General features: G+C 69.6%; 16 protein-coding genes. 4 read left to right on the top strand and 12 right to left on the bottom strand.

Going from position 1 to position 20,039, the window contains the following annotated elements; genetic code table 11:
- Positions 1 to 276: 276 nt before the first annotated feature.
- Both V6M37_RS00550 and V6M37_RS00545 read right to left on the bottom strand, forming a co-directional pair.
- Positions 277 to 3,330: an SMC family ATPase gene (locus tag V6M37_RS00550; RefSeq protein ID WP_332669990.1), complete on the bottom strand. Its 3,054-nt coding sequence runs from the start codon at positions 3,328 to 3,330 to the stop codon at positions 277 to 279.
- On the bottom strand, positions 3,327 to 4,475 hold the full coding sequence (locus V6M37_RS00545) for an exonuclease SbcCD subunit D (protein WP_332669987.1): 1,149 nt from the start codon (positions 4,473 to 4,475) through the stop codon (positions 3,327 to 3,329). The genes V6M37_RS00550 and V6M37_RS00545 overlap by 4 nt, the downstream gene beginning before the upstream one ends.
- Positions 4,476 to 4,760: 285 nt before the next feature.
- Between V6M37_RS00545 and V6M37_RS00540 the strand changes: the two genes are divergently transcribed.
- Together V6M37_RS00540 and V6M37_RS00535 are read left to right on the top strand one after the other, a co-directional pair.
- Entirely contained in the window at positions 4,761 to 6,464 is a 1,704-nt protein-coding gene (locus V6M37_RS00540; protein ID WP_332669985.1) for a PAS domain S-box protein, read from the top strand.
- Between the two features lie 39 nt (positions 6,465 to 6,503).
- On the top strand, positions 6,504 to 7,700 hold the full coding sequence (locus V6M37_RS00535; protein ID WP_332669983.1) for an RtcB family protein: 1,197 nt from the start codon (positions 6,504 to 6,506) through the stop codon (positions 7,698 to 7,700).
- A gap of 184 nt (positions 7,701 to 7,884) precedes the next feature.
- On the opposite strand, the gene V6M37_RS00530 is transcribed toward V6M37_RS00535, so the two are convergent.
- Both V6M37_RS00530 and V6M37_RS00525 read right to left on the bottom strand, forming a co-directional pair.
- The gene (locus tag V6M37_RS00530; RefSeq protein WP_332669980.1) at positions 7,885 to 8,856 is read right to left on the bottom strand and encodes a TerC family protein; all 972 of its coding nucleotides are present in this window, start codon (positions 8,854 to 8,856) and stop codon (positions 7,885 to 7,887) included.
- 84 nt (positions 8,857 to 8,940) lie between these two features.
- Positions 8,941 to 9,342, bottom strand: a complete 402-nt coding sequence (locus tag V6M37_RS00525; RefSeq protein ID WP_332669978.1) for an HPF/RaiA family ribosome-associated protein — start codon at positions 9,340 to 9,342, stop codon at positions 8,941 to 8,943.
- 122 nt (positions 9,343 to 9,464) lie between these two features.
- On the opposite strand from V6M37_RS00525, the gene nhaR reads away from it, so the two are divergent.
- Positions 9,465 to 10,382 (top strand): transcriptional activator NhaR, encoded by a 918-nt coding sequence (gene nhaR, locus V6M37_RS00520; RefSeq protein ID WP_332669975.1) that lies wholly within the window; start codon positions 9,465 to 9,467, stop codon positions 10,380 to 10,382.
- 31 nt (positions 10,383 to 10,413) lie between these two features.
- Here the strand turns inward: nhaR and V6M37_RS00515 are convergent, their stop codons facing one another.
- The 3 genes from V6M37_RS00515 to V6M37_RS00505 are packed head-to-tail and all read right to left on the bottom strand — an operon-like array spanning position 10,414 to position 12,916.
- Positions 10,414 to 11,070, bottom strand: a complete 657-nt coding sequence (locus tag V6M37_RS00515; protein WP_332669973.1) for an MOSC domain-containing protein — start codon at positions 11,068 to 11,070, stop codon at positions 10,414 to 10,416.
- Between the two features lie 27 nt (positions 11,071 to 11,097).
- Positions 11,098 to 11,715: a carboxymuconolactone decarboxylase family protein gene (locus V6M37_RS00510; RefSeq protein ID WP_332669971.1), complete on the bottom strand. Its 618-nt coding sequence runs from the start codon at positions 11,713 to 11,715 to the stop codon at positions 11,098 to 11,100.
- A complete protein-coding gene (locus V6M37_RS00505; protein WP_332669968.1) occupies positions 11,708 to 12,916 on the bottom strand; it encodes a YbfB/YjiJ family MFS transporter in 1,209 nt (402 codons plus the stop codon). Before V6M37_RS00505 ends, V6M37_RS00510 begins: the two co-directional genes overlap by 8 nt.
- An 86-nt stretch (positions 12,917 to 13,002) precedes the next feature.
- On the opposite strand from V6M37_RS00505, the gene V6M37_RS00500 reads away from it, so the two are divergent.
- The gene (locus tag V6M37_RS00500) at positions 13,003 to 13,869 is read left to right on the top strand and encodes a LysR family transcriptional regulator (protein ID WP_332669966.1); all 867 of its coding nucleotides are present in this window, start codon (positions 13,003 to 13,005) and stop codon (positions 13,867 to 13,869) included.
- 206 nt (positions 13,870 to 14,075) lie between these two features.
- On the opposite strand, the gene V6M37_RS00495 is transcribed toward V6M37_RS00500, so the two are convergent.
- Genes V6M37_RS00495 through V6M37_RS00470 form a run of 5 tightly spaced genes read right to left on the bottom strand, consistent with a single transcriptional unit; the run spans position 14,076 to position 20,038 of the window.
- Entirely contained in the window at positions 14,076 to 16,124 is a 2,049-nt protein-coding gene (locus V6M37_RS00495) for a 3-hydroxyacyl-CoA dehydrogenase NAD-binding domain-containing protein (protein ID WP_332669963.1), read from the bottom strand.
- A 32-nt stretch (positions 16,125 to 16,156) separates the two neighbouring features.
- Positions 16,157 to 16,963 (bottom strand): enoyl-CoA hydratase, encoded by an 807-nt coding sequence (locus tag V6M37_RS00490; RefSeq protein WP_332669961.1) that lies wholly within the window; start codon positions 16,961 to 16,963, stop codon positions 16,157 to 16,159.
- A gap of 29 nt (positions 16,964 to 16,992) precedes the next feature.
- A complete protein-coding gene (locus V6M37_RS18695; protein WP_442880960.1) occupies positions 16,993 to 18,339 on the bottom strand; it encodes an ATP-binding cassette domain-containing protein in 1,347 nt (448 codons plus the stop codon).
- A gap of 11 nt (positions 18,340 to 18,350) precedes the next feature.
- Positions 18,351 to 19,106 (bottom strand): ABC transporter ATP-binding protein, encoded by a 756-nt coding sequence (locus tag V6M37_RS00475; RefSeq protein WP_332670011.1) that lies wholly within the window; start codon positions 19,104 to 19,106, stop codon positions 18,351 to 18,353.
- Positions 19,106 to 20,038, bottom strand: a complete 933-nt coding sequence (locus V6M37_RS00470) for a branched-chain amino acid ABC transporter permease (protein ID WP_332669959.1) — start codon at positions 20,036 to 20,038, stop codon at positions 19,106 to 19,108. Before V6M37_RS00470 ends, V6M37_RS00475 begins: the two co-directional genes overlap by 1 nt.
- Position 20,039 lies beyond the last annotated feature (1 nt).

The raw sequence follows: 20,039 nt of genomic DNA, 5'->3' as shown, positions 1-20,039 counted from the left end.
GGCGTTAAGCGTTGATTTCCGGCCGTTTTATCGATCTTCGCCCACCGGTGGGGTGTTTCGCGGGTGAAACACCGTAGCGGAATGGCGGGTGCGGCAGCCGCCGGAATGGGGGGGCGCGAACTGCCGCGGGAAGAGCCGGAAGAACGGCCTCGCGGGCTCGAAACCCGGTCCCGCCGGCTTTCGGGGGAACGGCCGCCCTTCGCGCCTGTGGTCAGGGTCGCCCTCTCGCGGGCGCCACGCTGGTCGCCCCCGCTGCACAGGGGCCGACGACAGCGATCAGCGGCAGATCAGAACTTCGCTGCCCCGCGTTCCCGCCCGGACTTCGAGCCGCACGTCCATCCGCTCCTTGAGCTCGGCGACGTGCGAGATCACGCCGACGAGCCGGCCGGCCTGTTGCAGATCGATCAGCGTGCGCAGCGCGAAGTCGAGGCTCTCGGGGTCGAGCGTGCCGAAGCCCTCGTCGATGAAGAGCGTCTCCATCTGGATGCCGCCGGCCCGCGATTGCACGACGTCGGCTAGCCCGAGCGCGAGCGACAGCGACGCGAGGAAGCCCTCGCCGCCGGACAGCGTGTTCGCCGGACGGGCCGTGCCGGTGAAGTGGTCGAATACTTCGAGTTCGAGGCCGCCGGCGGTGCGCTGGTCGAGCACGCCGATGACGCGGCGCAACTCGAAGCGGTTGCGGCTCATCCGCGTCAGGCGCAGCGACGCGGCTTCGAGCACCTCGTCGAGCAGCGTCGCGAGGACGAAGCGCTGGAAGGTCATGCGCAGCGGATTGGCGCCGTTTGCGACTTCGGCGAGGCGGCCGAGCACCGCGTAGCGGGCATCGACGTCCTGCCCTTCGGCGGCGAGTGCTGCGAGGGCGGCGAGCGCACGGTCGATGACGCCGATCTGCGCCGATAGTTGCTGGAGGCGTGCGAGCAGCCCTTCGAGCACCGCCGCGGATTCGGCGCACTCGCGTTCGAGCGCGACGAGATCGGGCGCGGCGAGCCCTTCGGCGGCGGCGCGCGCCCGCGCGAGGCGGTCGTGCGCGGCGGCGGCGGCCTGATCGTACGCGGTAACGTCGCGTTCCAGCGCCTGGAGCGCGTCCTGCGCGCGCAGCGCGACGCGATAGTCGCGCTCGCCCCGGAAATCCTCGGCGGCGAGCGCGGCGGCGAAGCGTTCCCGGGCGAGTTCGAACGCGTCGCCGGCCCGGGCGCGTTCGCCGGCGGCGCCCTTGTCCGCGGCTTCCGCCGCCGCGAGGCGCGCGGCGGCCTGCTGTTCACGCCGCCGCGCGGCGTCGAGCGCCAATTCGAGCGCCGCGCGCTGGGCCTGCGCGGTGTCGATCGCCTTGCGAAGCGCCGCCGGCGAGCGCAACGCTTCCGGCACGCTGTCGCGCAGCAGCCGGACCTCGCTTTCCGCCGCGGCCGCCTGCGTCGCCGCGTCGACGCGCGTCGCCTCGCGGCTCGCGAGCAGCGCTTCGCCACGCGCGATCGCGGCCTTGAGCTGCGCGACTTGTTCGTCCAGCGCCTTGGCCGCGCCGGAGGCCGCCTCCGCCTCGGCAAGTTCGCGCCGGAGCCGGGCGAGCCACGTATCGACGACGTCCGCCGTCTCCGGCGCGTCTTGCAGCGCGTGCTCGAGATCCGCGAGCCGTGTGCGCGCCTGCACGCACGGCCCTTCCGCCTCCTGCCGTTTCCGCTGCGCCGCGTCGCGGGCGGACTCGGCTCGCCGTGCGGCGTCGCGGGCGGCGTTCAGCGCCGGCTCATCGATAATCGCCTCCGAGCCCGGCGCAGCATGGGCAGGCGCAGGATGATCGCGGCTGCCGCATACCGGGCACGGCGCGTCGGCAACGAGCGCGGCCGCAAGCTGCGCGGCCCGGCCCGCGACCCAGCGAAGCTCGAGGTCCTCCCGCGCAGCGCGGGCAGCGACGAACTCGCGCTCGACGGCGGTCGCGCGCGCCTGCGCCGCCACGAAAGCGCGCTCGGCCCGTCCGGCCGCGGTGCGGATCTCGACGAGCCGCGCGAGCTGTTCGCGCTTCGATTCGGCGAGCCGGATCTGCAGGCCGAGCGCTTCGAGACGGTTCGCGGTCTGCCGCAGCGCGTCGCCGCCGCGGCTTCGATCAGCCAACAGTTCCCGCTGCCGCTCGAGATCGACGGCGAGACTCTTCACCCCGGTAGTCAGTTGGTCGCGCTGCCGATCGGCCGCCTGCTGACGCTCGACCGCCGCGGAGAGTCGCGTGACCGGATCCGCAAGCCCGGCGAGTTCCGTCGCCCGGCGCGCAGCCGCTTCCCGCTCCGGTTCGCGGACGAGTTCGGCACTGAGCGAGGCGGCGGCGAGCGCACGCGCCTCGCTTGCCGCCCGAAGCTCGATCCGCGCATCGCGCTCGCGTCCGGCCGCTGCCTCCTGCGCGCGGCCCGCTTCGGCAAGCGCGAGATCGAGCGGGCGCACCCGCTCCGCATGGCGCGCGGCATCGATCTCGCCGCGCCGCCGGTCGATGTCCGTGCGACGGCTCTCGACCTGCGCCGCGGCGGCGGTCGCGTCCGCTGCCTCCTTCAGCGCGGCCTGCGCGAGGCGTCCGCCCTCGAGCCGTTCGCGCACCGCTTTCGCCCGCTCGCGCGCGGCCCGCTCCTGCGGCTGCAGCGCGCCGCGGTCGGCATCGAGACGCTCGCGCCGCTCGCCGAGCGCCTCGGTCGATTCGGCGTCCGCCTGCTGCAGCACCGCCTGGCGTTTCGCGGCAATCGTCTTCGCCTGCTCCTCGACGGCGCGCGCCTCGCGTTTGAGCGCGTCGCCGAGGTCGCGGTAGCGCTCGGTGCGGAACAGCGCCTGCAGGATCGCCTCGCGCTGGTCCGAGCGCGCGCTCAGGAGTTCGCGGAAACGTCCCTGCGGCAGCACGATCACTTGCCGGAACTGGACGCTGTCGAAGCCCAGCCGGCTTTCGATCGCGGCGGTGACCTTGCCCGGCTGCGTCGCGACGCTCGTCCAGTTTTCGCCGTCGAGGCGATCGAGCTGGGCCGTCGCCGGCGCTTCGGTTTGGCCCGAGCCCCGCTGCTTCGGGCGCCGCTGGGCCGGCTGCCGCGTCACGCGGAAACGCTCCTCGCCGAGCGCGAACGTGAAACACACTTCCGTCGGCAGCGCGGGCGGCGCGTGGTCGCTGCGCATCGCCCGCGGATCGCGCTCGCCGCCGGACGTGTCGCCGTACAACGCGAAGCACAGCGCGTCGAGCAGCGTCGTCTTGCCGGCGCCCGTGGGGCCGTGGATCAGGAACAGCGCGCGCTCGCCGAGCGCAGTGAAATCGACCGTCTGGCGCTCGGCGAACGGGCCGAACGCCTGCATCGTGAGGACGAGCGGCTTCATTGCGCCTCCCGCCCGGCGACTTCGAGCCGGTCGATGAGCGCGAGCAGCGCGTCGCGTGCCGGGTCGGCGAGCGGCTCGCCGGTGACTTCGCGGAAGAAGTCGCCGAAGAGTTCGCCGGTGTCGAGTTCGCGCTGCCGTTGCGCCGTGCTTCGCGCCGCGCCGGCCTGACCGAGAACGACGCGCTCGCAGCCGAGCACGTTCGGGTAGAGCTCGCGCAGGCGCGCGACCGGGTCGAGCAGCGCGCCGCTGTCGGTCAGCGACGCGAACACGTAGTCGTCGCGGGCGGCGTCGTCCCGCCCGGCCGCGATCAGCGCCGCGAGGTCGCCGCGGATCACGCGCAAATCGCGCCGCGGCTTCAGCCCGATGCGCTCGACGCGCACGTCCCCGCCGGCGCCGAGTTCGACGAGCGACACGCTCTTGTCGTGGTCCGCCTCCGACAGCGAATACTTCAGCAGCGACCCCGAGTAGCCGATGTTCTCCGCCCCGAGTCGCTGCGGCCGGTGCAGATGGCCGAGCGCGACGAAGTCGAAGCCGGCGAAGCGCGTGCTGGCGACCGCGCCGCTGCCGCCGATCGACAGCGGACGCTCGGACTCGCTCGACGCCGCGCCGGCGACGAATGCGTGGGCGAGCACGACCGAGCGGTCGCCCACGCGATGGCACGACCGGATCGCGTCGAGCTGGCGGCCGAGTGCGACGTCGTGATCGGCGGTATCGAGCGCGAACGCGTCGCGCACGACCGCGGGCTCCGAGTACGGCAGCGGATAGACGACGACGCGGCCGTCCGCATCGTCGAATGCGACGCCCTCGACGTCCGCCCGCGGCCGGCTCGCGATCGTCAGCCGCCGCGCGGCGAGGAGCCGCGAGCCGAAGCCGAGCCGGTCCGGGCTGTCGTGGTTGCCGGCGATCAGCACCACCGGCACGCCTTCGCCGATGACGATCCGCGACAGCGTCTCGTCGAGCAGATTCACCGCCTCGGGCGACGGCACCGCGCGGTCGTAGACATCGCCGGCGACGAGCACGGCGTCCGGTCGGGTGTCGCGGACGAGCGCGACGAACTGTTCGAGCACGTGCGCCTGGTCGTCGACCAGCGAACGCGCGTGAAAGAGACGGCCGAGATGCCAGTCGGCGGTATGCAGGAAACGCAAGGGAGAAGCTCCGGACGGGGGGCAGGCGCGGATCATCGGCTGTCGCGGGCGTCCTTGGCAACCCCGCCCGGCCCCTCGACGCGACGAGACCCAACCGCGTCCTGCCTAAAGCGCGAAGTCCGGCGCAGCCGGAACTGCCGTTGCCGGCGTCGCCTCCAATGGCCCATAGCCACGACAGACGTTTCCCTCGCACAGCGCGCCGGCTCGCGTTTTCCCGGATGGCCGATCGGCCGAATGTCGGCGATGCTGACTCTCGACTCGCACACTCCGCAGGGTGCTTGCAAGATGAAAGACGACGTCGACTCCCCTTCCACAGAAATCGCCCGGCTGGAGGCCGAACTCGCGCGGAGCCGCGAAATCGAGCAGCGCGCGTGGGTGCTCATCGAGACCGCGCCGGACGGTATCGTGGTCGTCGATCAGGCCGGCAATATCGTCCTCGTGAATGCGCAGACCGAGAAGCTTTTCGGCTACCGACGGGACGAGTTGGTCGGCAAGGCGATCGAGATTCTCGTGCCCGCCCGTGTCCAGGCGGCCCATATCGGGATGCGCGGCGGTTTCATTGCCAATCCGGCGGTCCGCCCGATGGGCAGCGGCCTCGATCTCACCGCGCGGCGCAAGGACGGCAGCGAGCTGCCGGTCGAAATCAGCCTCAGTCCGCTGCACACCGACGACGGGGTTCTGGTGTCGGCGTCGATCCGCGACATCACCGAGCGCCGCGAAGTGCAGCGCGCGCTGCGCGAGGCGCGCAACGAGCTTGAACAGCGCGTGCAGCAGCGCACTGGCGAGCTCGAACGCGCGAACCTCGCGCTGCAGACCGAAACGGCCGACCGCAACGAGGCCGAGAGCAAGCTGCACCAGGCGCAGAAGATGGAAGCGGTCGGCCAGCTCACCGGCGGCGTCGCGCACGACTTCAACAATCTGCTCACGGTCGTCATGGGCAACCTGCAACTGCTCGCGCGCCACCTCCGGAACGACCCGCTCGCGGACGAGCTGATCAGGGGTGCGCTGAAAGCCGCGCGCCGCGGCGCCGATCTCAACCGGACCCTGCTCGCGTTCTCGCGCAAGCAGCGGCTCGCGCCGGTCCCCGTCGACTTCAACGAGATGATTTCGAGCATGGCGCCGCTGCTGCGCCGCTCGCTCGGCGAGCAGGTGCAGATCAACGTCGTCGAGGCGCCGAACCTGCCGCTGGCGATGGCCGACGTCACACAGCTCGAAACCGCGTTGCTGAACCTCGCCGTCAATTCGCGCGACGCGATGCCCAACGGCGGCACCTTGACGATCGAGACCACGGCGACCCAGCTCGACGAGCACTACGCGTCGCTCGAGGTTGACGTCACGCCGGGCCGTTACGTGATGCTCGCGGTCTCCGACACGGGGACCGGCATGAGCGACGACGTCGCGAGCCACGCGTTCGAGCCGTTTTTCACGACCAAGGAGACCGGCAAAGGCAGCGGCCTCGGGCTCGCAATGGTGTATGGCTTCGTCAAGCAGTCCGGCGGGCACGTGAAGATCTACAGCGAACCCGGGATCGGCACCACGGTGAAGCTCTTCCTGCCGGAAATCGTAGAGCCCGCCGAGGCGGGCGCGGAATCGGGCGAGGCCGAATCGCCCCAGCCGGTCGGGCGCGAGACCATCCTCGTCGTCGAGGACGAGGAGGACGTGCGCGATCTCGTCTGCCGCCTGCTCACCGCGCTGGGCTACCGCGTGCTGCCGGCGGCGGAGGGCCAGACAGCGCTCGCGCTGCTCGACGCGGAGCCCGGCGTCGCGCTGCTGTTCACCGACGTCGTGCTGCCCGGCGGAATGAACGGCCCGGACATCGCGCGGGCTGCGCAATCGAAACGCCCGGACCTGAAAGTGATCTACACCTCCGGCTACACGGGCAACGCGATCCAGCAAATGGAGGCGCTCGGCGCCGACGTCAAGCTGCTCAGCAAGCCCTATGCGATCGAGGATCTGGCGCAGACGGTGCGCGACACGCTGGATGGATGAGCGCGGCCAGGCCCATGCGCTCGAACACAGGAAACCCGAATGCCGATTCTGCAAACCATCGAAGGACGCGAAGTGCCGGTCAAGGTGTGGACCGGCGAAATCGAGGCGAGCGCGCGCCAGCAGCTCGCGAACATCGCCCAGTTGCCGATCGTCCATCACCACGTCGCGGCGATGCCCGACGTGCATACCGGCATCGGCGCGACCGTCGGCAGCGTGATCGCGACGAAGAAGGCGATCATCCCGGCCGCCGTCGGCGTCGACATCGGCTGCGGGATGATCGCTGCGCGCACGTCGATCAGCGCGGACGCTTTGAACGAAAAGCTGCTGCGCCAGATCTTCGACCAGATCAGCCGCGACGTGCCGGTCGGGCGCGACCAGTACAGCGGGCGCGACGTGCCGACCGAAGCGGCGAGGCCGTTCGCGCCGGGACTCGAGCGCATCTACGCGAAGCATCCCGGCCTGCGCAAGGGTGTCGCGAACGCGAACGCGTGGGTCTGCCAGCTCGGCACGCTCGGCGGCGGCAACCACTTCATCGAGCTGTGCCTCGACGAGGCCGACCGCGTCTGGGTGATGCTGCATTCGGGGAGCCGCGGCATCGGCAACCGCATCGGCAGCTATTTCATCGCGCTCGCCCGCGAGGACATGGCGCGGCTCGACGCGCACCTGCCCGACAACGACCTCGCGTACCTCTCCGAAGGCACGCGGCATTTCGACGACTACGTCGAGGCGGTGTCGTGGGCGCAGGGCTACGCGCGCGAGAACCGCAACGAGATGATGCGCCGCGTGCTCGCCGCGCTCGCTCGCCACCTCCCGCCATTCGAAGTCACGACCGAAGCGGTGAACTGCCACCACAACTACGTCGCACGCGAACGCCACTACGGCACCGACGTCTGGGTCACGCGCAAGGGCGCGATCCGCGCCGGCCGCGGCGAACTCGGCATCATCCCGGGCAGCATGGGCGCGAAAAGCTACATCGTGCGCGGCAAGGGCAACCCGGAGAGTTTCGAATCGTGCGCCCACGGCGCCGGCCGCCGCATGAGCCGCACCGAGGCGAAGAAGACCTTCACTAGCGCCGACCTCGCGCAGCAGACCCGCGGCGTCGTCTGCCGCAAGGACGTCGGCGTCGTGGACGAAATCCCGGGCGCGTACAAGGACATCGACGAGGTCATGGCGAACCAGACTGACCTCGTCGAGGTCGTGCATACGCTGCGGCAGGTGCTGTGCGTGAAAGGCTGATGGCGCGGCGGCGCCGTGAGAATTTCTCCGGCCGCAGGATCTCGATCCCATGCAGGAACGCGACCATCGCGTAGTTCGCGTAGTAGCGTTCCTGCACGTGTGCGAGCAGCGTCTCGGCGAGCGGCCGAGCGCAGATCACTTCGATGCGGACGACGTCGATCACCGGCGCTTCCGGAAGGGGATTTCAGGAGCGGATACGTCCGTTGCGCCGCGTCGCGATCACGCTCGCGACGACGCTCGCGCCGATGAGCACCGACACGGTCGCGAGCGACGCGCCAACCGGCACGTGGTACCACGGGGCGACCAGCATCTTCACGCCGATGAAGGTCAGCACCATCGCAAGGCCGTACTTCAGCAGGTGGAAGCGGTTCGCGACGTCGGCGAGCAGGAAATACAGCGCGCGCAGGCCGAGAATCGCGAAGATGTTCGACGTGAAGACGATGAACGGGTCGGTCGTGATCGCGAAGATCGCCGGGATCGAATCGACCGCGAACATCAGGTCCGACGCCTCGACGAGGATCAGCACCAGGAAGAGCGGTGTGACGTGGCGGACGCCATCGCGCACTACGAAGAAGTCCTCGCGGTGCTCGCCTTCCGAGACGCGCAAGTGCCGCCGCGCGAAGCGCAGCACCGGGTTGCGCCCGAGGTCCGGCTCCTCGTCGGCGGCGGCGAGCATCCTGAGGCCGGTGACGACGAGGAACGCACCGAACACGTACAGCACCCAGTCGAACTCGCGCACGAGCCACGCGCCGCCGAGGATCATCACCGCGCGCATCACGATCGCGCCGAGCACGCCGTACAACAGCACGCGGCGCTGGAATTCGGGCACGACCTTGAACGCCGAGAAGATCAGCAGGAACACGAACACGTTGTCGACCGACAGCGATTTCTCGATCAGGTAGCCGGTCAGGAACTCGAGCGCCTTTGTGTCGGCGATGTCCCGGCCGAGCGTCGCGTCGAGGTGCCACCACAGGCCGGCGCTGAACAGCAATGCCAGCGAGAACCACGCGAACGACCAGGCCGCGGCCTCCTTCACACTCACGCGATGCACCTTGCGGCCGCCGAACACGAAGAGGTCCAGCGCGAGCATCACCAGCACGAAGCCGACGAACGCCGCCCACATCCACGGCTCGCCGACCGACACATCGGAATTCATGGGGGAAAAGAGGAATTTGTTTGCGGGAAGCCGCCGGGCAAGGCGCGCAGGCGCGACGCCACGCCCGGGGCAGCGGAAAGACGGTCAGTAGGCGACCGCGGCGCCGCGACCGTCCTCGTTGTCGGCGAACAGCGGCCAGCCTTCCTCGTCATCCGCGCTCTCGCCGATCCGCGGGTCGAAGCTCGGGCGGGCTCGCTGGAGTTTGCGCCGCAGCGTGCGGGCGACGCGCTCGGTCGCGCGGTTCACGGCGGCGTACAGATCGGCCTCGGTGTCCTCGACGACGATGTCCGGCAGGCCGCCGACGCGCACGCGGATCGCGCAGTGCTTGTCCTCGCCGCCGCGCGGCCCGTTGATGTCCGACAGCCGCACCGTCACACGCAAAGGCCGCTCGTCGAACCGCCCGAGCGCGAAGCGAAGCCGCCGCTCGACCGCCTCGCGGCGGCCGTCGGTCAGCACGAAGCCACGCGCATGGATTTCGATCTGCATGGCAATCTCCCTTGAAAATTCCCACATGGGACGACCCCATGATGGCTTCGCTTCACCATCAAGAAAAGCAGATAATTCTTGTCGCTTTGTTCGTCACAGACTGATAGCAGAATCCCCCGGACATGCTGAACTACAAGCAGCTCTACTACTTCTGGAACGTCGCCCGCCACGGCAGCATCACGCGCGCGGCCGAGCGCCTCCACCTGACGCCGCAGACGATCAGCGGCCAGCTCGCCGAGCTGGAGCGCTCGCTCGGCGCCGACCTCTTCCGCCGCGTCGGACGCCGGCTGGACCTCACGTCCGCCGGCAAGCTCGCGCTGTCGCACGCCGACGAGATCTTCCAGATCGGCAACGAGCTCGAGCAGTCCCTGCGCAGCGGCTCCGCGGGCGGCGATCTGCTGTTCCGGGTCGGCATCGCCGATGCGGTGCCGAAGTCGATCGCGCATCGCCTTCTCGCGCCGGCGCTCGATCTCCCTGAGCGTGTCTGCCTCGTCTGCCATGAGGAGAAGCTCGACCGGCTGTTCGGCGAACTCGCGATCCACAAGCTCGATCTCGTGATCGCGGACCGGCAGCTGCCGTCGGAACTGGGGGTGCGTGGCTACAGCCATGCGCTCGGGCAGAGCGCGGTCGCGTTCTTCGGCGTGCCCGCGCTCGCCGCGCGCTATCGCCCGGCCTTTCCCGCCTCGCTCGACGGCGCGCCGATGCTGCTGCCGGGCGATCGCGCCGCGGTGCAGGCCCCAGTCGCGCGCTGGCTCCACGACAACCGCATCCACCCGCAGATCGTCGGCAAGTTCGACGACACGGCACTGATGAAGGCTTTCGGAAAAGCCGGCGCGGGCGTCTTTCCGGCGCCGGCGATCCTAGAGGAGGAGCTGCGCACGCAGTACGGGACGGAGCCGATCGGCCTCGCCCGCGACGTCGTCGTCCGCTTCTACGCGATCTCGGTCGAACGCCGGCTGACCCACCCCGCCGTCGTCGCGCTGCGCAATGCCGCGCAGGAGTCGATGTTCGGGGAGGCGCCAGCGGCCGACGGGCGATGACCTCGCATCGGCGAGCCCTGGATCATTGCGGCTACCCGCCTGCTTTCCGCAACCACGCCAGCCGCTGCTCGATCTTCTCGCGCCAGCGCGCACCGATGCCGGACATCCGCGCGAGCCGCTCGAGCGCGGCAAGCGGCGGGCGATGTTCCTGCCACAGCAGCATCGCGTCCCGCAACGTCGGCGCGTCGAGTGCCGGCGTCAGCAAGTCGAGCGTATCGCCGGGTGACACCCGGCCGGGTTCGAGAACGCGCCAGTACCAGCCCGTCAGGAGGTGTTCCGCGACGAATGCGGTCATGCCTTCACAGCCGAAACGTTCGTCGATCTTCCAGCACGGCGTGCGCGGCTGGGACACCTGCAACCGGGCCGAACCGAGGCGCCAGATGTCCCCGACGCGAACGTCGCGCTCGTCGAGATCGGGCGACGAGAGATTTTCGCCTATCGATCCCGGCCGCAGCTCGTCGCGGGCCTTGGGAAAGCGCGCGGCGAGCGCCTCGTAATGACGGGCCGGATAAAAATGGACGGCCTTGTCGGGCCCGCCGTGAACCCGCCGGTCCGCCTGCTGGTCGCCGACGAATCCTTCGCGCCCGACATCGACGGGACCGTTCGGCGGCGACTTGTACATCCCGGTCGGACGCCCCGATTCGGGCAGCGGACGGATGCCGCCGATGAAGACGGATACCTGAGCCATCAGCGAATCCTCCGATGTCGCGGCAACTCAGCCGGGGAAGGCGCGCAGCTTCGGCGTCATCGAGCCGCTCGGCCCGGGCGTGCGCGCGACGTTCATGATCCAGCACACCATCACGAAATAACCGACGAGGGCGGTGAGTTCGACCGCGCCGGGCTCGCCGAAGCGCGCGGTCGCGTCGGCGAAAGTCGCATCGCTGACGCCATGCCGTTGCATCAATTCGGTGACGAAATCGCACACGCACGCATCCTCGGCGGCGAGGTTCCGGGGCGTGCGTCCCGCGGCCAGCGCATCGATCGCCGAAGCCTCGACGCCCGCCTTCACCGCGAGCGGCGCGTGCGTCTGCCATTCGAACTGGTTGCCCGTCTCCCTCGCGACGATGCAGACCGCGAGCTCGCGCACGCGTTCCGGCAGGATGCCTTCGAAGCGCAGCGCTTCGCCGGTTTTGCCGATGCGCTCCATCAGCGCCGGCGTCTGCAGCAACGGCACGAACGGGCCGAAGATCGCCTTGCGCGGACCGTTGATGATCGCGTCGGCCGCGGCGCGCTGCGCCTCGTTCATCACGCTGCGTTCGGGAATCGGCAAGCGCTCGGCGTTCGATTCGCCGAAGCCTTGCGGAGTGGGACGTCGAGTTTCGCGATCAGGCATGGCAGGAGTCCTCCAGACGATGTTGATGGACTTCGTAGCGGAGATAGAGCGCGCTAGCGATGAGACCACACGCCGCCGCGAGCAGCGCAAGATTCAGCGCGGTCGAGAAATCGGTCGTCACGCGGGCGAGCGCGGCCGACACGACCGGCCCCATCAGCTGCCCGAACGCGAATCCGGCTGTCATCCGCGCGAGGATCGCGGTCGCGTTGTGTTCGGCCCGCGCACGCGCTTCCTGCATCGCGACCATCGTGATGACCATGAAAGTGCCGCCGACGCACAGCGCCGCGACGAGGATGCTCGCGAGCGACGCCCAGACGGCCGGCAGCAGCACCCCGACCGCCATCACCGCATGGCTGGTCGCCCAGACGTTGCGCCGGTCGAACCGCCGCAGGCCCCACGCCGCGATCAGCGTCGAGATGGCCGCGGCAGCGCCGAACACCGGCCACGCCCAGCCGAAGATCTGCGGATCGTCGATCAACTGGCGCGCCTGCGCGGGGAGGTAGGTCGCAGGCAGGATGTAGCCGAAACCGAACAGCGTGTAGGCGAACACGATCCCGCCGGTGCCGGCCGGAGGGGGACGGTTCGGCCTGCCGGTCGTGCCCGCCTCGGCGGATGCGGCGGGCGCCAAATACCGGCGGCTCGCCGCCAGCGGCAAGACGATCGCGACGGCGGCGAGCGCGGCGAGCTCGATCCACATGCGTTGCGCACTCACGTCCGGCCGCGCGGCGAGCGCGCAATACACGCCGGCGGCCACGATACCGACACCGACGCCGGCGAAGACGGCACCGGCGAGTTGCGGCCGGCCGTGCGCGGCGAGCCACGCGAGCGCCCAGGCCGAAGTCGCGACGAGAGTCCAGGCGCTCAGCACGCCGGCGACGAAACGCAGCAGAGCCCACGCGGGCAGCGACGACGTCCACCCGATCGCGCCGGTCACCGCGACGGTGCCGACAAGCCCGAGCGCGAGCAGGCTCGCCGCCCGCAGGCGCACGCGCGCGGCAAGCAAAGCGCCGGCGAGATAGCCCAGATAATTGGCGGCGGCGAGCCACGCGCCGCTCTCGTTGCCGAGCAGCCCGTCGCGGACCATCAGCGGGAAGAGCGGCGTAAAGGCAAAGCGGCCAACGCCCATCGCGACCGCGAGCGACAACATCGCCGCGACGACGACCGCCGCAATCGCGCGCACGGCGGCAGCGTCGGAGTGCATTTCCGGAATTTTCGGGTTCATGCCTTCATTAGGCCACGGGACGATGCGTGCTGACTAATGAATAAATGTGAACTAACATTCACAAAATGAGAACAGTCGACCTCGAATCCCTTGCGATTTTCAGAACCGTCGTCGAGGAAGGCGGCGTCGTGCGGGCCGCCGAAAAGCTCCACCGCGTCCCGTCCAACGTCACGACGCGGGTGCGGCAGCTCGAGGAATTCCTCGGCGTGCGCCTGTTCCGCCGGGAGGGCCGGACGCTGGCCCTGTCAGCCGAAGGGCACACGCTGCTGAACTACGCGGTGCGCCTGCTGCGGCTTGCCGACGAGGCAGTCAACGAGATGCGCAGCCGCAAGCCGCAGGGGATCTTCCGTCTCGGCTCGCTCGAAAGCACCGCCGGCAGCCGCCTCGCACCGATCCTGTCGCGCTACCACGCGGACAACCCCGGCGTCGTCGTCGAACTCGTCACCGGCACCACCGGCGCACTGATCAGCCGCGTCAACAACTTCGACCTCGAGGCCGCCTTCGTATCCGAACCCTTCACTGCGCCGGACCTCGCGGCGACGCCCGTGTTCCGCGAGGAACTCGTGCTGATCACCGCGAAGGCCGTCGATCGCATCCGGTCGGCGAAGGACCTCGGACACAGCACGATGATCGCGTTCGCGCACGGCTGCTCCTACCGCAAGCGCCTCGAAGACTGGCTGAGCGCCGACAACGTGATGCCCGAGCGCGCGCTCGAATTCGCCTCCTACCAAGGCATGATCGCCTGCGTCGCCGCGGGCACCGGTTTCGCGATCGTCCCGAAATCGGTGCTCGCCGCGCTGCACGCGGCCGACAAGGTCAATCAGCACGGCTTGCCGGAACATGTCGCGACGAACCGGACCCACCTCGTCTGGCGCGGGCAGCCTTCGCTGGCGCTGGAGAGCCTCGTCGGGCTGCTGACCGCAGCGGAATGATCCCGGCGGACCCATCCGGGAAGTTGCGCAAAACGCGAGCGAACACGCGGCATCGGAAGTCCGCCCGCGACAACCTGCGGACGGCGGGGAATTCCCGCCGTCATTCCGCCCGACGGCACGCCGAACCCCGTCGTCGCGCTGCCCGAAGTCAAGCGCCGAGCGCAGTCCGCCGCGATCGTCGGGAACCGCCCCGGCCTTCGGCGGCGTCAGCCGAGCGAGTCCGCCAGGTAGCGCATGTCGCCCCGGACGAAGCCCGGTCCGCTGAAAGCTCCCAGCCAGTCGAGGTCGTCGGCCAGCGCATCCTCGCCACGCTCCCACGCACGGAATGCGACGCCGCCCTCCCAGCGCGGGAAGCCATACCCGTTGGTCAGGACAACGTCCACGTCGCTCGGGCGCTGCGCCACGCCTTCCGCTAGCAGCAGCGCCGCTTCGTTGGTCATCGCGAGCAGCGCGCGGCGGCGGATTTCCTCGTCATCGAACGGACGGCGTGCGATGCCCTTGGCGGCGCTCGCGTCGTCGATCAGCCGGCGCACTTCGGGGTCGGCCTTGCGGCGTCCGTCGGGGCCATAGGCGTAGTAGCCGCCGCCGGCCTTGCGCCCCAGTCGCCCCGCCTCGCAGAGCATGTCGGGAATGCGCACATAGCGATGTGCGGGGTCGCGGGTGGACGCCGTGTTCTGTCGCATACGCCACGCGATGTCGAGCCCGGAAAGGTCGGCGACCGCGAACGGGCCCATCGCGAAGCCGAAGGCTTCCAACGCGGCGTCGACCTGTTCGGGATAGGCGCCTTCCTCGATCATGAACTCGCACTGCTTGCGATAGGCGGAGTAGATGCGGTTGCCGATGAAACCGAAAGCGTTGCCGGCGAGGACGCAGGTCTTGCGCAGACGTTTTCCCACTCCGAGCGCGGCGGCGAGCACCTCGGGCGCCGTCGCGGCACCGCTGACGACTTCCAGCAGCCGCATCACGTGCGCGGGGCTGAAGAAGTGCAGGCCGACGACATCCTGCGGCCGCGACGTGACGTTCGCGATGGCGTCGAGATCGAGATAGGACGTGTTCGTCGCGAGGATCGCGCCGGCGCGCGCGACACGGTCGAGGCGGCGGAAGATGTCCTGCTTGACCGCAAGGTCCTCGTACACGGCCTCGATGACGAGGTCCGCCGTGGCGACCCGGTCCCAGTCGATGCTGCTGTCGAGGCGCGCCAGCGTGGCGTCGGCGCGGCGCGCATCGAGCTTGCCGGCGCTCACGCGGCTGCGGTAGTGCTCGGTGATGCGTGCCGTGCCGCGATCGAGCGCGGCCTGATCCTGTTCGAGCAGGAGGACGTCGTAGCCGCCTTCGAGCGCGGCGATCGCGATGCCCGAGCCCATCGTGCCTGCGCCGATGATCGCGACGCGAGCGACGGGACGGGGAGCGAGGCCCTTGAGTTTCGGGTGACGCGCGGCGTCGCGCTCGGCGAAAAACTGGTAACGCAGCGCGTGCGCTTCCCGCGACAGGCGCAGGCTTTCGAAAGAGGCGCGTTCCTTTGCCAGCGCTTCTTCGATCGGCAGGGTCGCCGCGGATTTCACCGCTTCGATCGCGGCGATCGCGGCGGGACGGTTCTTTGCGGCGCGCAGCGCGTCGCGGGTTGCGGCTTCGATTTCCGCTGATTCCGCCGGCGGCGGCGCCACCGCACGCAGCGGCGATTTTCCCTTCAGGCCGCGGGCGTGCGCGATCGCCGCGGCCGCGAGCTTGCCGGCGGCGACTTCGTCCACGAGTCCCGCGGCCAACGCCGCCTCACCCGAAATCCGTTCGCCGCTGCAGATCATGCGGATCGCGCGCGGGATGCCGACGACGCGAGGCAGCCGCTGGGTGCCGCCCGCCCCCGGGATGATGCCGAGCGTGACCTCGGGAAGGCCGACGACGACGCGCGCGGTCGCGACCCGGGCATCGCAGCCGAGCGCGAGTTCGAGGCCGCCGCCGAGCGCGGCACCGTCGAGCGCCGCCACCACCGGCTTGCCGCAGTTCTCGATCGCCGCGATCACGGCGGGCAGCTGGGGATGTTCGAGCGGCTGGCCGAACTCCTTCAGGTCCGAACCCGCGATGAAGGTGTCGCCGGCGCCGATGATCACGGCCGCCGCGAGCGCGTCGTCGCGCTTGAGCAGTTCGATGCCTTCGAGCAGGCCGCGACGAACCGCGGCGGAGCCCGCATTGATGGGCGGATTGTCGATCACGAGCACGACGACGTCGCCGTGCCGTTCGATGGATACTGCTTGTGTCACTTCGATCTCCCGTTTTCCCGATTCGCCGCGGCTCAGCAATGCGTGAAGCTCGCGCGGCGCTTGGCGACGAAGGCCGCCATGCCTTCCTTCTGGTCCTGCAGGCCGAAGCTCGCGTGGAACGTGCGTCGCTCGAACAGCAGCCCCTCCGACAGTCCCGATTCGAAGGCGCGGTTCACCGATTCCTTGATCATGATCGCGACCGGCAGCGAGAAGCCGGCAATCCGCGCGGCCGCTTCGAGGGCCTCGTCGAGCAGGCTCTCGACCGGGACGACGCGCGACACGAGCCCGGCGCGCTCGGCTTCCTGCGCATCCATCATGCGTGCGGTCAGGCACAGGTCCATCGCCTTCGCCTTGCCCAGCGCCCGCGGCAGTCGTTGCGTGCCTCCTGCGCCCGGCAGCACGCCGAGGCGGATTTCAGGCTGGCCGAATCGCGCGTCTTCGGCGGCGATGATCATGTCGCAGGTCATCGCCAGCTCGCACCCGCCCCCGAGCGCGAAGCCGCGAACCGCCGCGATGACGGGTTTGCGGACGCGGGCGAGGCGGTCCCAGTTCCGCGACACGTAGTTCGTCTTGTAGACGTCCATGTAGCTCCATTGCGCCATCGCGCCGATGTCGGCGCCGGCCGCGAAGGCCTTGCCGGCACCGACGATGACGATCGCGCCGATCGACTCGTCGGCGTCCATCGCCTCGAGCTCGTCGCCGAGCAGGTCGATGACGGCATCGCTCAGCGCGTTGAGGTGGTCGGGGCGGTTCAGCGTGAGCAGGCCGACACGGCCCCGGCGCTCGGCCAGGACCAGCGGTTCGGCAAGCTTGTCCTTTGAATCGTGGAGATCGGACACGGTATTTCTCCCATTTTTGGTGACGGGCATCACATGCCCAGATAAGCCTTCTTCACCTGTTCGTCGTGCAGCAGCTCGGGGCCCGGGCCGCTGAGGATCGTGTGGCCGGTCTCGACGACGTAGCCGATGTCGGCGATCGCGAGCGCGGCGTGCGCGTTCTGCTCGACGAGGAAAATCGTGATGCCTTCGGCCTTGAGGCGCCGGATGACGCGGAAGATCTCCTCCACGAGCAGCGGAGCGAGACCCATCGAAGGTTCGTCGAGGAGCAGCAGCTTCGGCCGTCCCATCAGCGCGCGCGCCATCGCGAGCATCTGCTGCTGGCCGCCGGAGAGCGTCCCCGCCGGCAGCGCGCGCTTCTCCTTCAGGATCGGGAAGATGCCGAACATGCGCTCGATGTCCTGCTCGATCTCGCGGTCGCGGCGCGAGTAGGAGCCGAGGCGCAGGTTGTCCTCGATGCTCATCGGGCCGAACACCTGCCGCCCTTCGGGTACCTGGCAGATGCCCGCGCGCACGCGCTTTTCCGGCGCGACGCGGGTGATGTCCTCACCGCCGAAGCGCACCACCCCGCCCGACGCCGGCTGCACGCCGGAAATCGTGCGCAGCAGCGTCGTCTTGCCGGCGCCATTCGCGCCGACCAGCGCGACGAGCTGGCCCTGCTTCACGTCGAGGTCGATGCCGTGCAGCGCCTGGATGCGGCCGTAGTGCGAAGTCAGGCCGCGGATTTCGAGGATGGTCTCGCGCACCGGCTTCGGCGCGGGCACGAAGGACGTGCTCTCGCGCCGCCCGCCGAGGCCCATCGGCTCGGGCGCGAGCGCGATGATGCGTGCCTTCAGCGCGTCGAGGTCGCCGCGCGAACGGACGCCGAACAGCGGGTCCTCGTCGGCGGCGAAAGCCGCGTCGATCCGCTCCCAGTCCTCGGGCGCCAGCGCACGTCGCGCGGCGGGGATGACGGCCGTCTCCTCCAGGCGCATGTGCTGGCGCAGATGCTCGGCGAACTCGCGCAACGTGTCGAGGAAGGTTTGCTGCTCGCCACGCTGCCCGTCGCGGAACGCCACCGCGAGCGCATGCACACCGTCGCGGTGGGCCGGCCCGTCGCGGTGCTCGGCCTCGAGCCGCGCGATGGCGGCCGCGGCGGCGGGGTCGCGCCGGCTCAGGGCCGGGAACAGGAACTCGTCTTCCTTGCGGTGGTGGATGCGGTCGATGTACGCATCCAGGTATTCCAGCAGTTCCACCGTCGTCTCTGCGGCGGCCTGCACCTCGCGTCCTTCGCCCATCGCCTCGGCGAGCGCATCGATGGCTGTGGCGACGCGCCACATGCCGCGATGCTCGGCCTGGATGATGTCGAGAGCGAGCATCCGCGATTCAAGAACTTCCATGGTCGTCTCCTTCAGGCCGATGCGCCGAGGTAGGCGGCGATGACGTCGGGGTTGTCGCGGATCTCGGCGGCCGTGCCTTCGGCGAGCTTGCGGCCGTAGTCGAGCACGAGGATGTGGTCCGACAGGTTCATGACGAGCTTCATGTCGTGTTCGACGAGGACGACCGTGATGCCCGAGTCGGCGATCTTGCGGATCAGCGCCTCGATCTCGCCCGTCTCGGTGTGGTTGAGGCCGGCGGCCGGCTCGTCGAGCAGCAGCAGCTTCGGTTTCGCCGCCAGCGCTCGGGCAATCTCCAGGCGCTTCAGCGCGCCGTAGGACATCTGGCTCGCATGGGTGTCGCGATACTGGCCGACGCCGACGAAGTCCATCAGGCGCGCGGCTTCGTCGCGGCATTCGGCGTCCGCCTTCGCCAGCCCCGGCAAGCGGAACAAGCCGGCGAGCAGGCTCGAACCGAGCCGCAGGTGCGCGCCGACCATGACGTTCTCGATCGCGCTCATGTTCATGCACACCTGCAGGTTCTGGAACGTCCGGCTCATACCGCGGCGCGCGAGGCGGTCGGGGCTCTCACCGCCCGCGGGCGCGTCGTCGAACAGGATCTCGCCGCTGGTCGGCGTGTAGATGCCGGTGATGAGGTTGAAGAGCGTCGTCTTGCCGGCGCCGTTGGGGCCGATCACCGCATGGATCGTCCCCGCCCGCACGGTGAAGGACACGTCCTGCACCGCCTTCACGCCGCCGAAGGTCTTCGAGAGATTGCGCACTTGCAGCATCACGCGGCCCTCCCCGCGAACTTCAGGCGCAGCGTCGGGACGATGCCGCGCGGCAGGAAGATCATCGTCAGCATCAGGATCAGGCCGAAGACCACCGTCTCCCAGCCCTCGAACGCCGACAGCAGCTGCGGCAGCAGCGTCAGCACGACCGCGCCGAGGATCGAGCCGAACACCGACGCCATGCCGCCGAGCACGACCATCGTGACGAGCTCGATCGAATGGAAGAAGCCCGCCGCGCCCGGCGTCAGGAAGCCGACGTAATGGGCGGTGACGCTGCCCATCACGCTCGCGACGACGGCCGAGAGGACGAAGACGCGCACCTTGAACGAGGTGGTGTCGATGCCGGCGACGCGCGCCGCGATCTCCGAGCCATGGATCGCCTGCAGCGCGCGTCCGGCCGGTGCGTCGATCAGGTTCAGCGCCGCGCGCGTGACCAGCAGCAGCATCACCGCGACGACCGCATACCAGGTCTGCTCGCCGGTGATCTGCCAGCCGAACAAGCTGAAGGCGTCGACCGGCATGCCGTCCGGCCCCCCGGTGAAGTCGGTCTCGTTGACGATCAGCATCGACAGGATGATGCCGAGCCCGAGCGTCGCCATCGCAAGGTAATGCCCTTTCAGCTTCAGGATCGGACGCGCGACGGCAAATGCGAGGAGCGCGGTCGCCGCCGCTCCGGCGATCAGCGCAACTCCCGACGGCCAGCCGTAGCGGCTCGTCAGGATCGCCGACGCGTAGGCGCCGATGCCGAAGAAGCCGGCGTGTCCGAGGCTGATCTGGCCCGTGTAGCCGATCAGCAGGTTGAGGCCGACGGCGATGCTGGCGTTGATCGCGATGCGGATCGCGAGGTCGTAGTAATACGCGTTCGGCAGCGCCAACGGCAGCACCGCCAGCACGAACGCGAGGAACAGGAATCCACGTGTGGTCGGTTTCATG

The sequence above is a fragment of the Aromatoleum sp. genome (assembly GCF_036675785.1).
GTDB lineage: Bacteria > Pseudomonadota > Gammaproteobacteria > Burkholderiales > Rhodocyclaceae > Aromatoleum.
Note: the sequence above shows the minus strand (reverse complement) of the source record. Positions and strands in the feature narration are given on the sequence as shown.

Bases quoted from the DNA above. Each gene is read 5' to 3' on its own strand.
- V6M37_RS00550 (WP_332669990.1), bottom strand. From the start codon at position 3,330: ATGAAGCCGCTCGTCCTCACGATGCAGGCGTTCGGCCCGTTCGCCGAG.
- V6M37_RS00540 (WP_332669985.1), top strand. From the start codon at position 4,761: ATGAAAGACGACGTCGACTCCCCTTCCACAGAAATCGCCCGGCTGGAG.
- V6M37_RS00535 (WP_332669983.1), top strand. From the start codon at position 6,504: ATGCCGATTCTGCAAACCATCGAAGGACGCGAAGTGCCGGTCAAGGTG.
- V6M37_RS00530 (WP_332669980.1), bottom strand. From the start codon at position 8,856: ATGAATTCCGATGTGTCGGTCGGCGAGCCGTGGATGTGGGCGGCGTTC.
- V6M37_RS00525 (WP_332669978.1), bottom strand. From the start codon at position 9,342: ATGCAGATCGAAATCCATGCGCGTGGCTTCGTGCTGACCGACGGCCGC.
- nhaR (WP_332669975.1), top strand. From the start codon at position 9,465: ATGCTGAACTACAAGCAGCTCTACTACTTCTGGAACGTCGCCCGCCAC.
- V6M37_RS00515 (WP_332669973.1), bottom strand. From the start codon at position 11,070: ATGGCTCAGGTATCCGTCTTCATCGGCGGCATCCGTCCGCTGCCCGAA.
- V6M37_RS00510 (WP_332669971.1), bottom strand. From the start codon at position 11,715: ATGCCTGATCGCGAAACTCGACGTCCCACTCCGCAAGGCTTCGGCGAA.
- V6M37_RS00505 (WP_332669968.1), bottom strand. From the start codon at position 12,916: ATGCACTCCGACGCTGCCGCCGTGCGCGCGATTGCGGCGGTCGTCGTC.
- V6M37_RS00500 (WP_332669966.1), top strand. From the start codon at position 13,003: ATGAGAACAGTCGACCTCGAATCCCTTGCGATTTTCAGAACCGTCGTC.
- V6M37_RS18695 (WP_442880960.1), bottom strand. From the start codon at position 18,339: ATGGAAGTTCTTGAATCGCGGATGCTCGCTCTCGACATCATCCAGGCC.
- V6M37_RS00475 (WP_332670011.1), bottom strand. From the start codon at position 19,106: ATGCTGCAAGTGCGCAATCTCTCGAAGACCTTCGGCGGCGTGAAGGCG.
- V6M37_RS00470 (WP_332669959.1), bottom strand. From the start codon at position 20,038: ATGAAACCGACCACACGTGGATTCCTGTTCCTCGCGTTCGTGCTGGCG.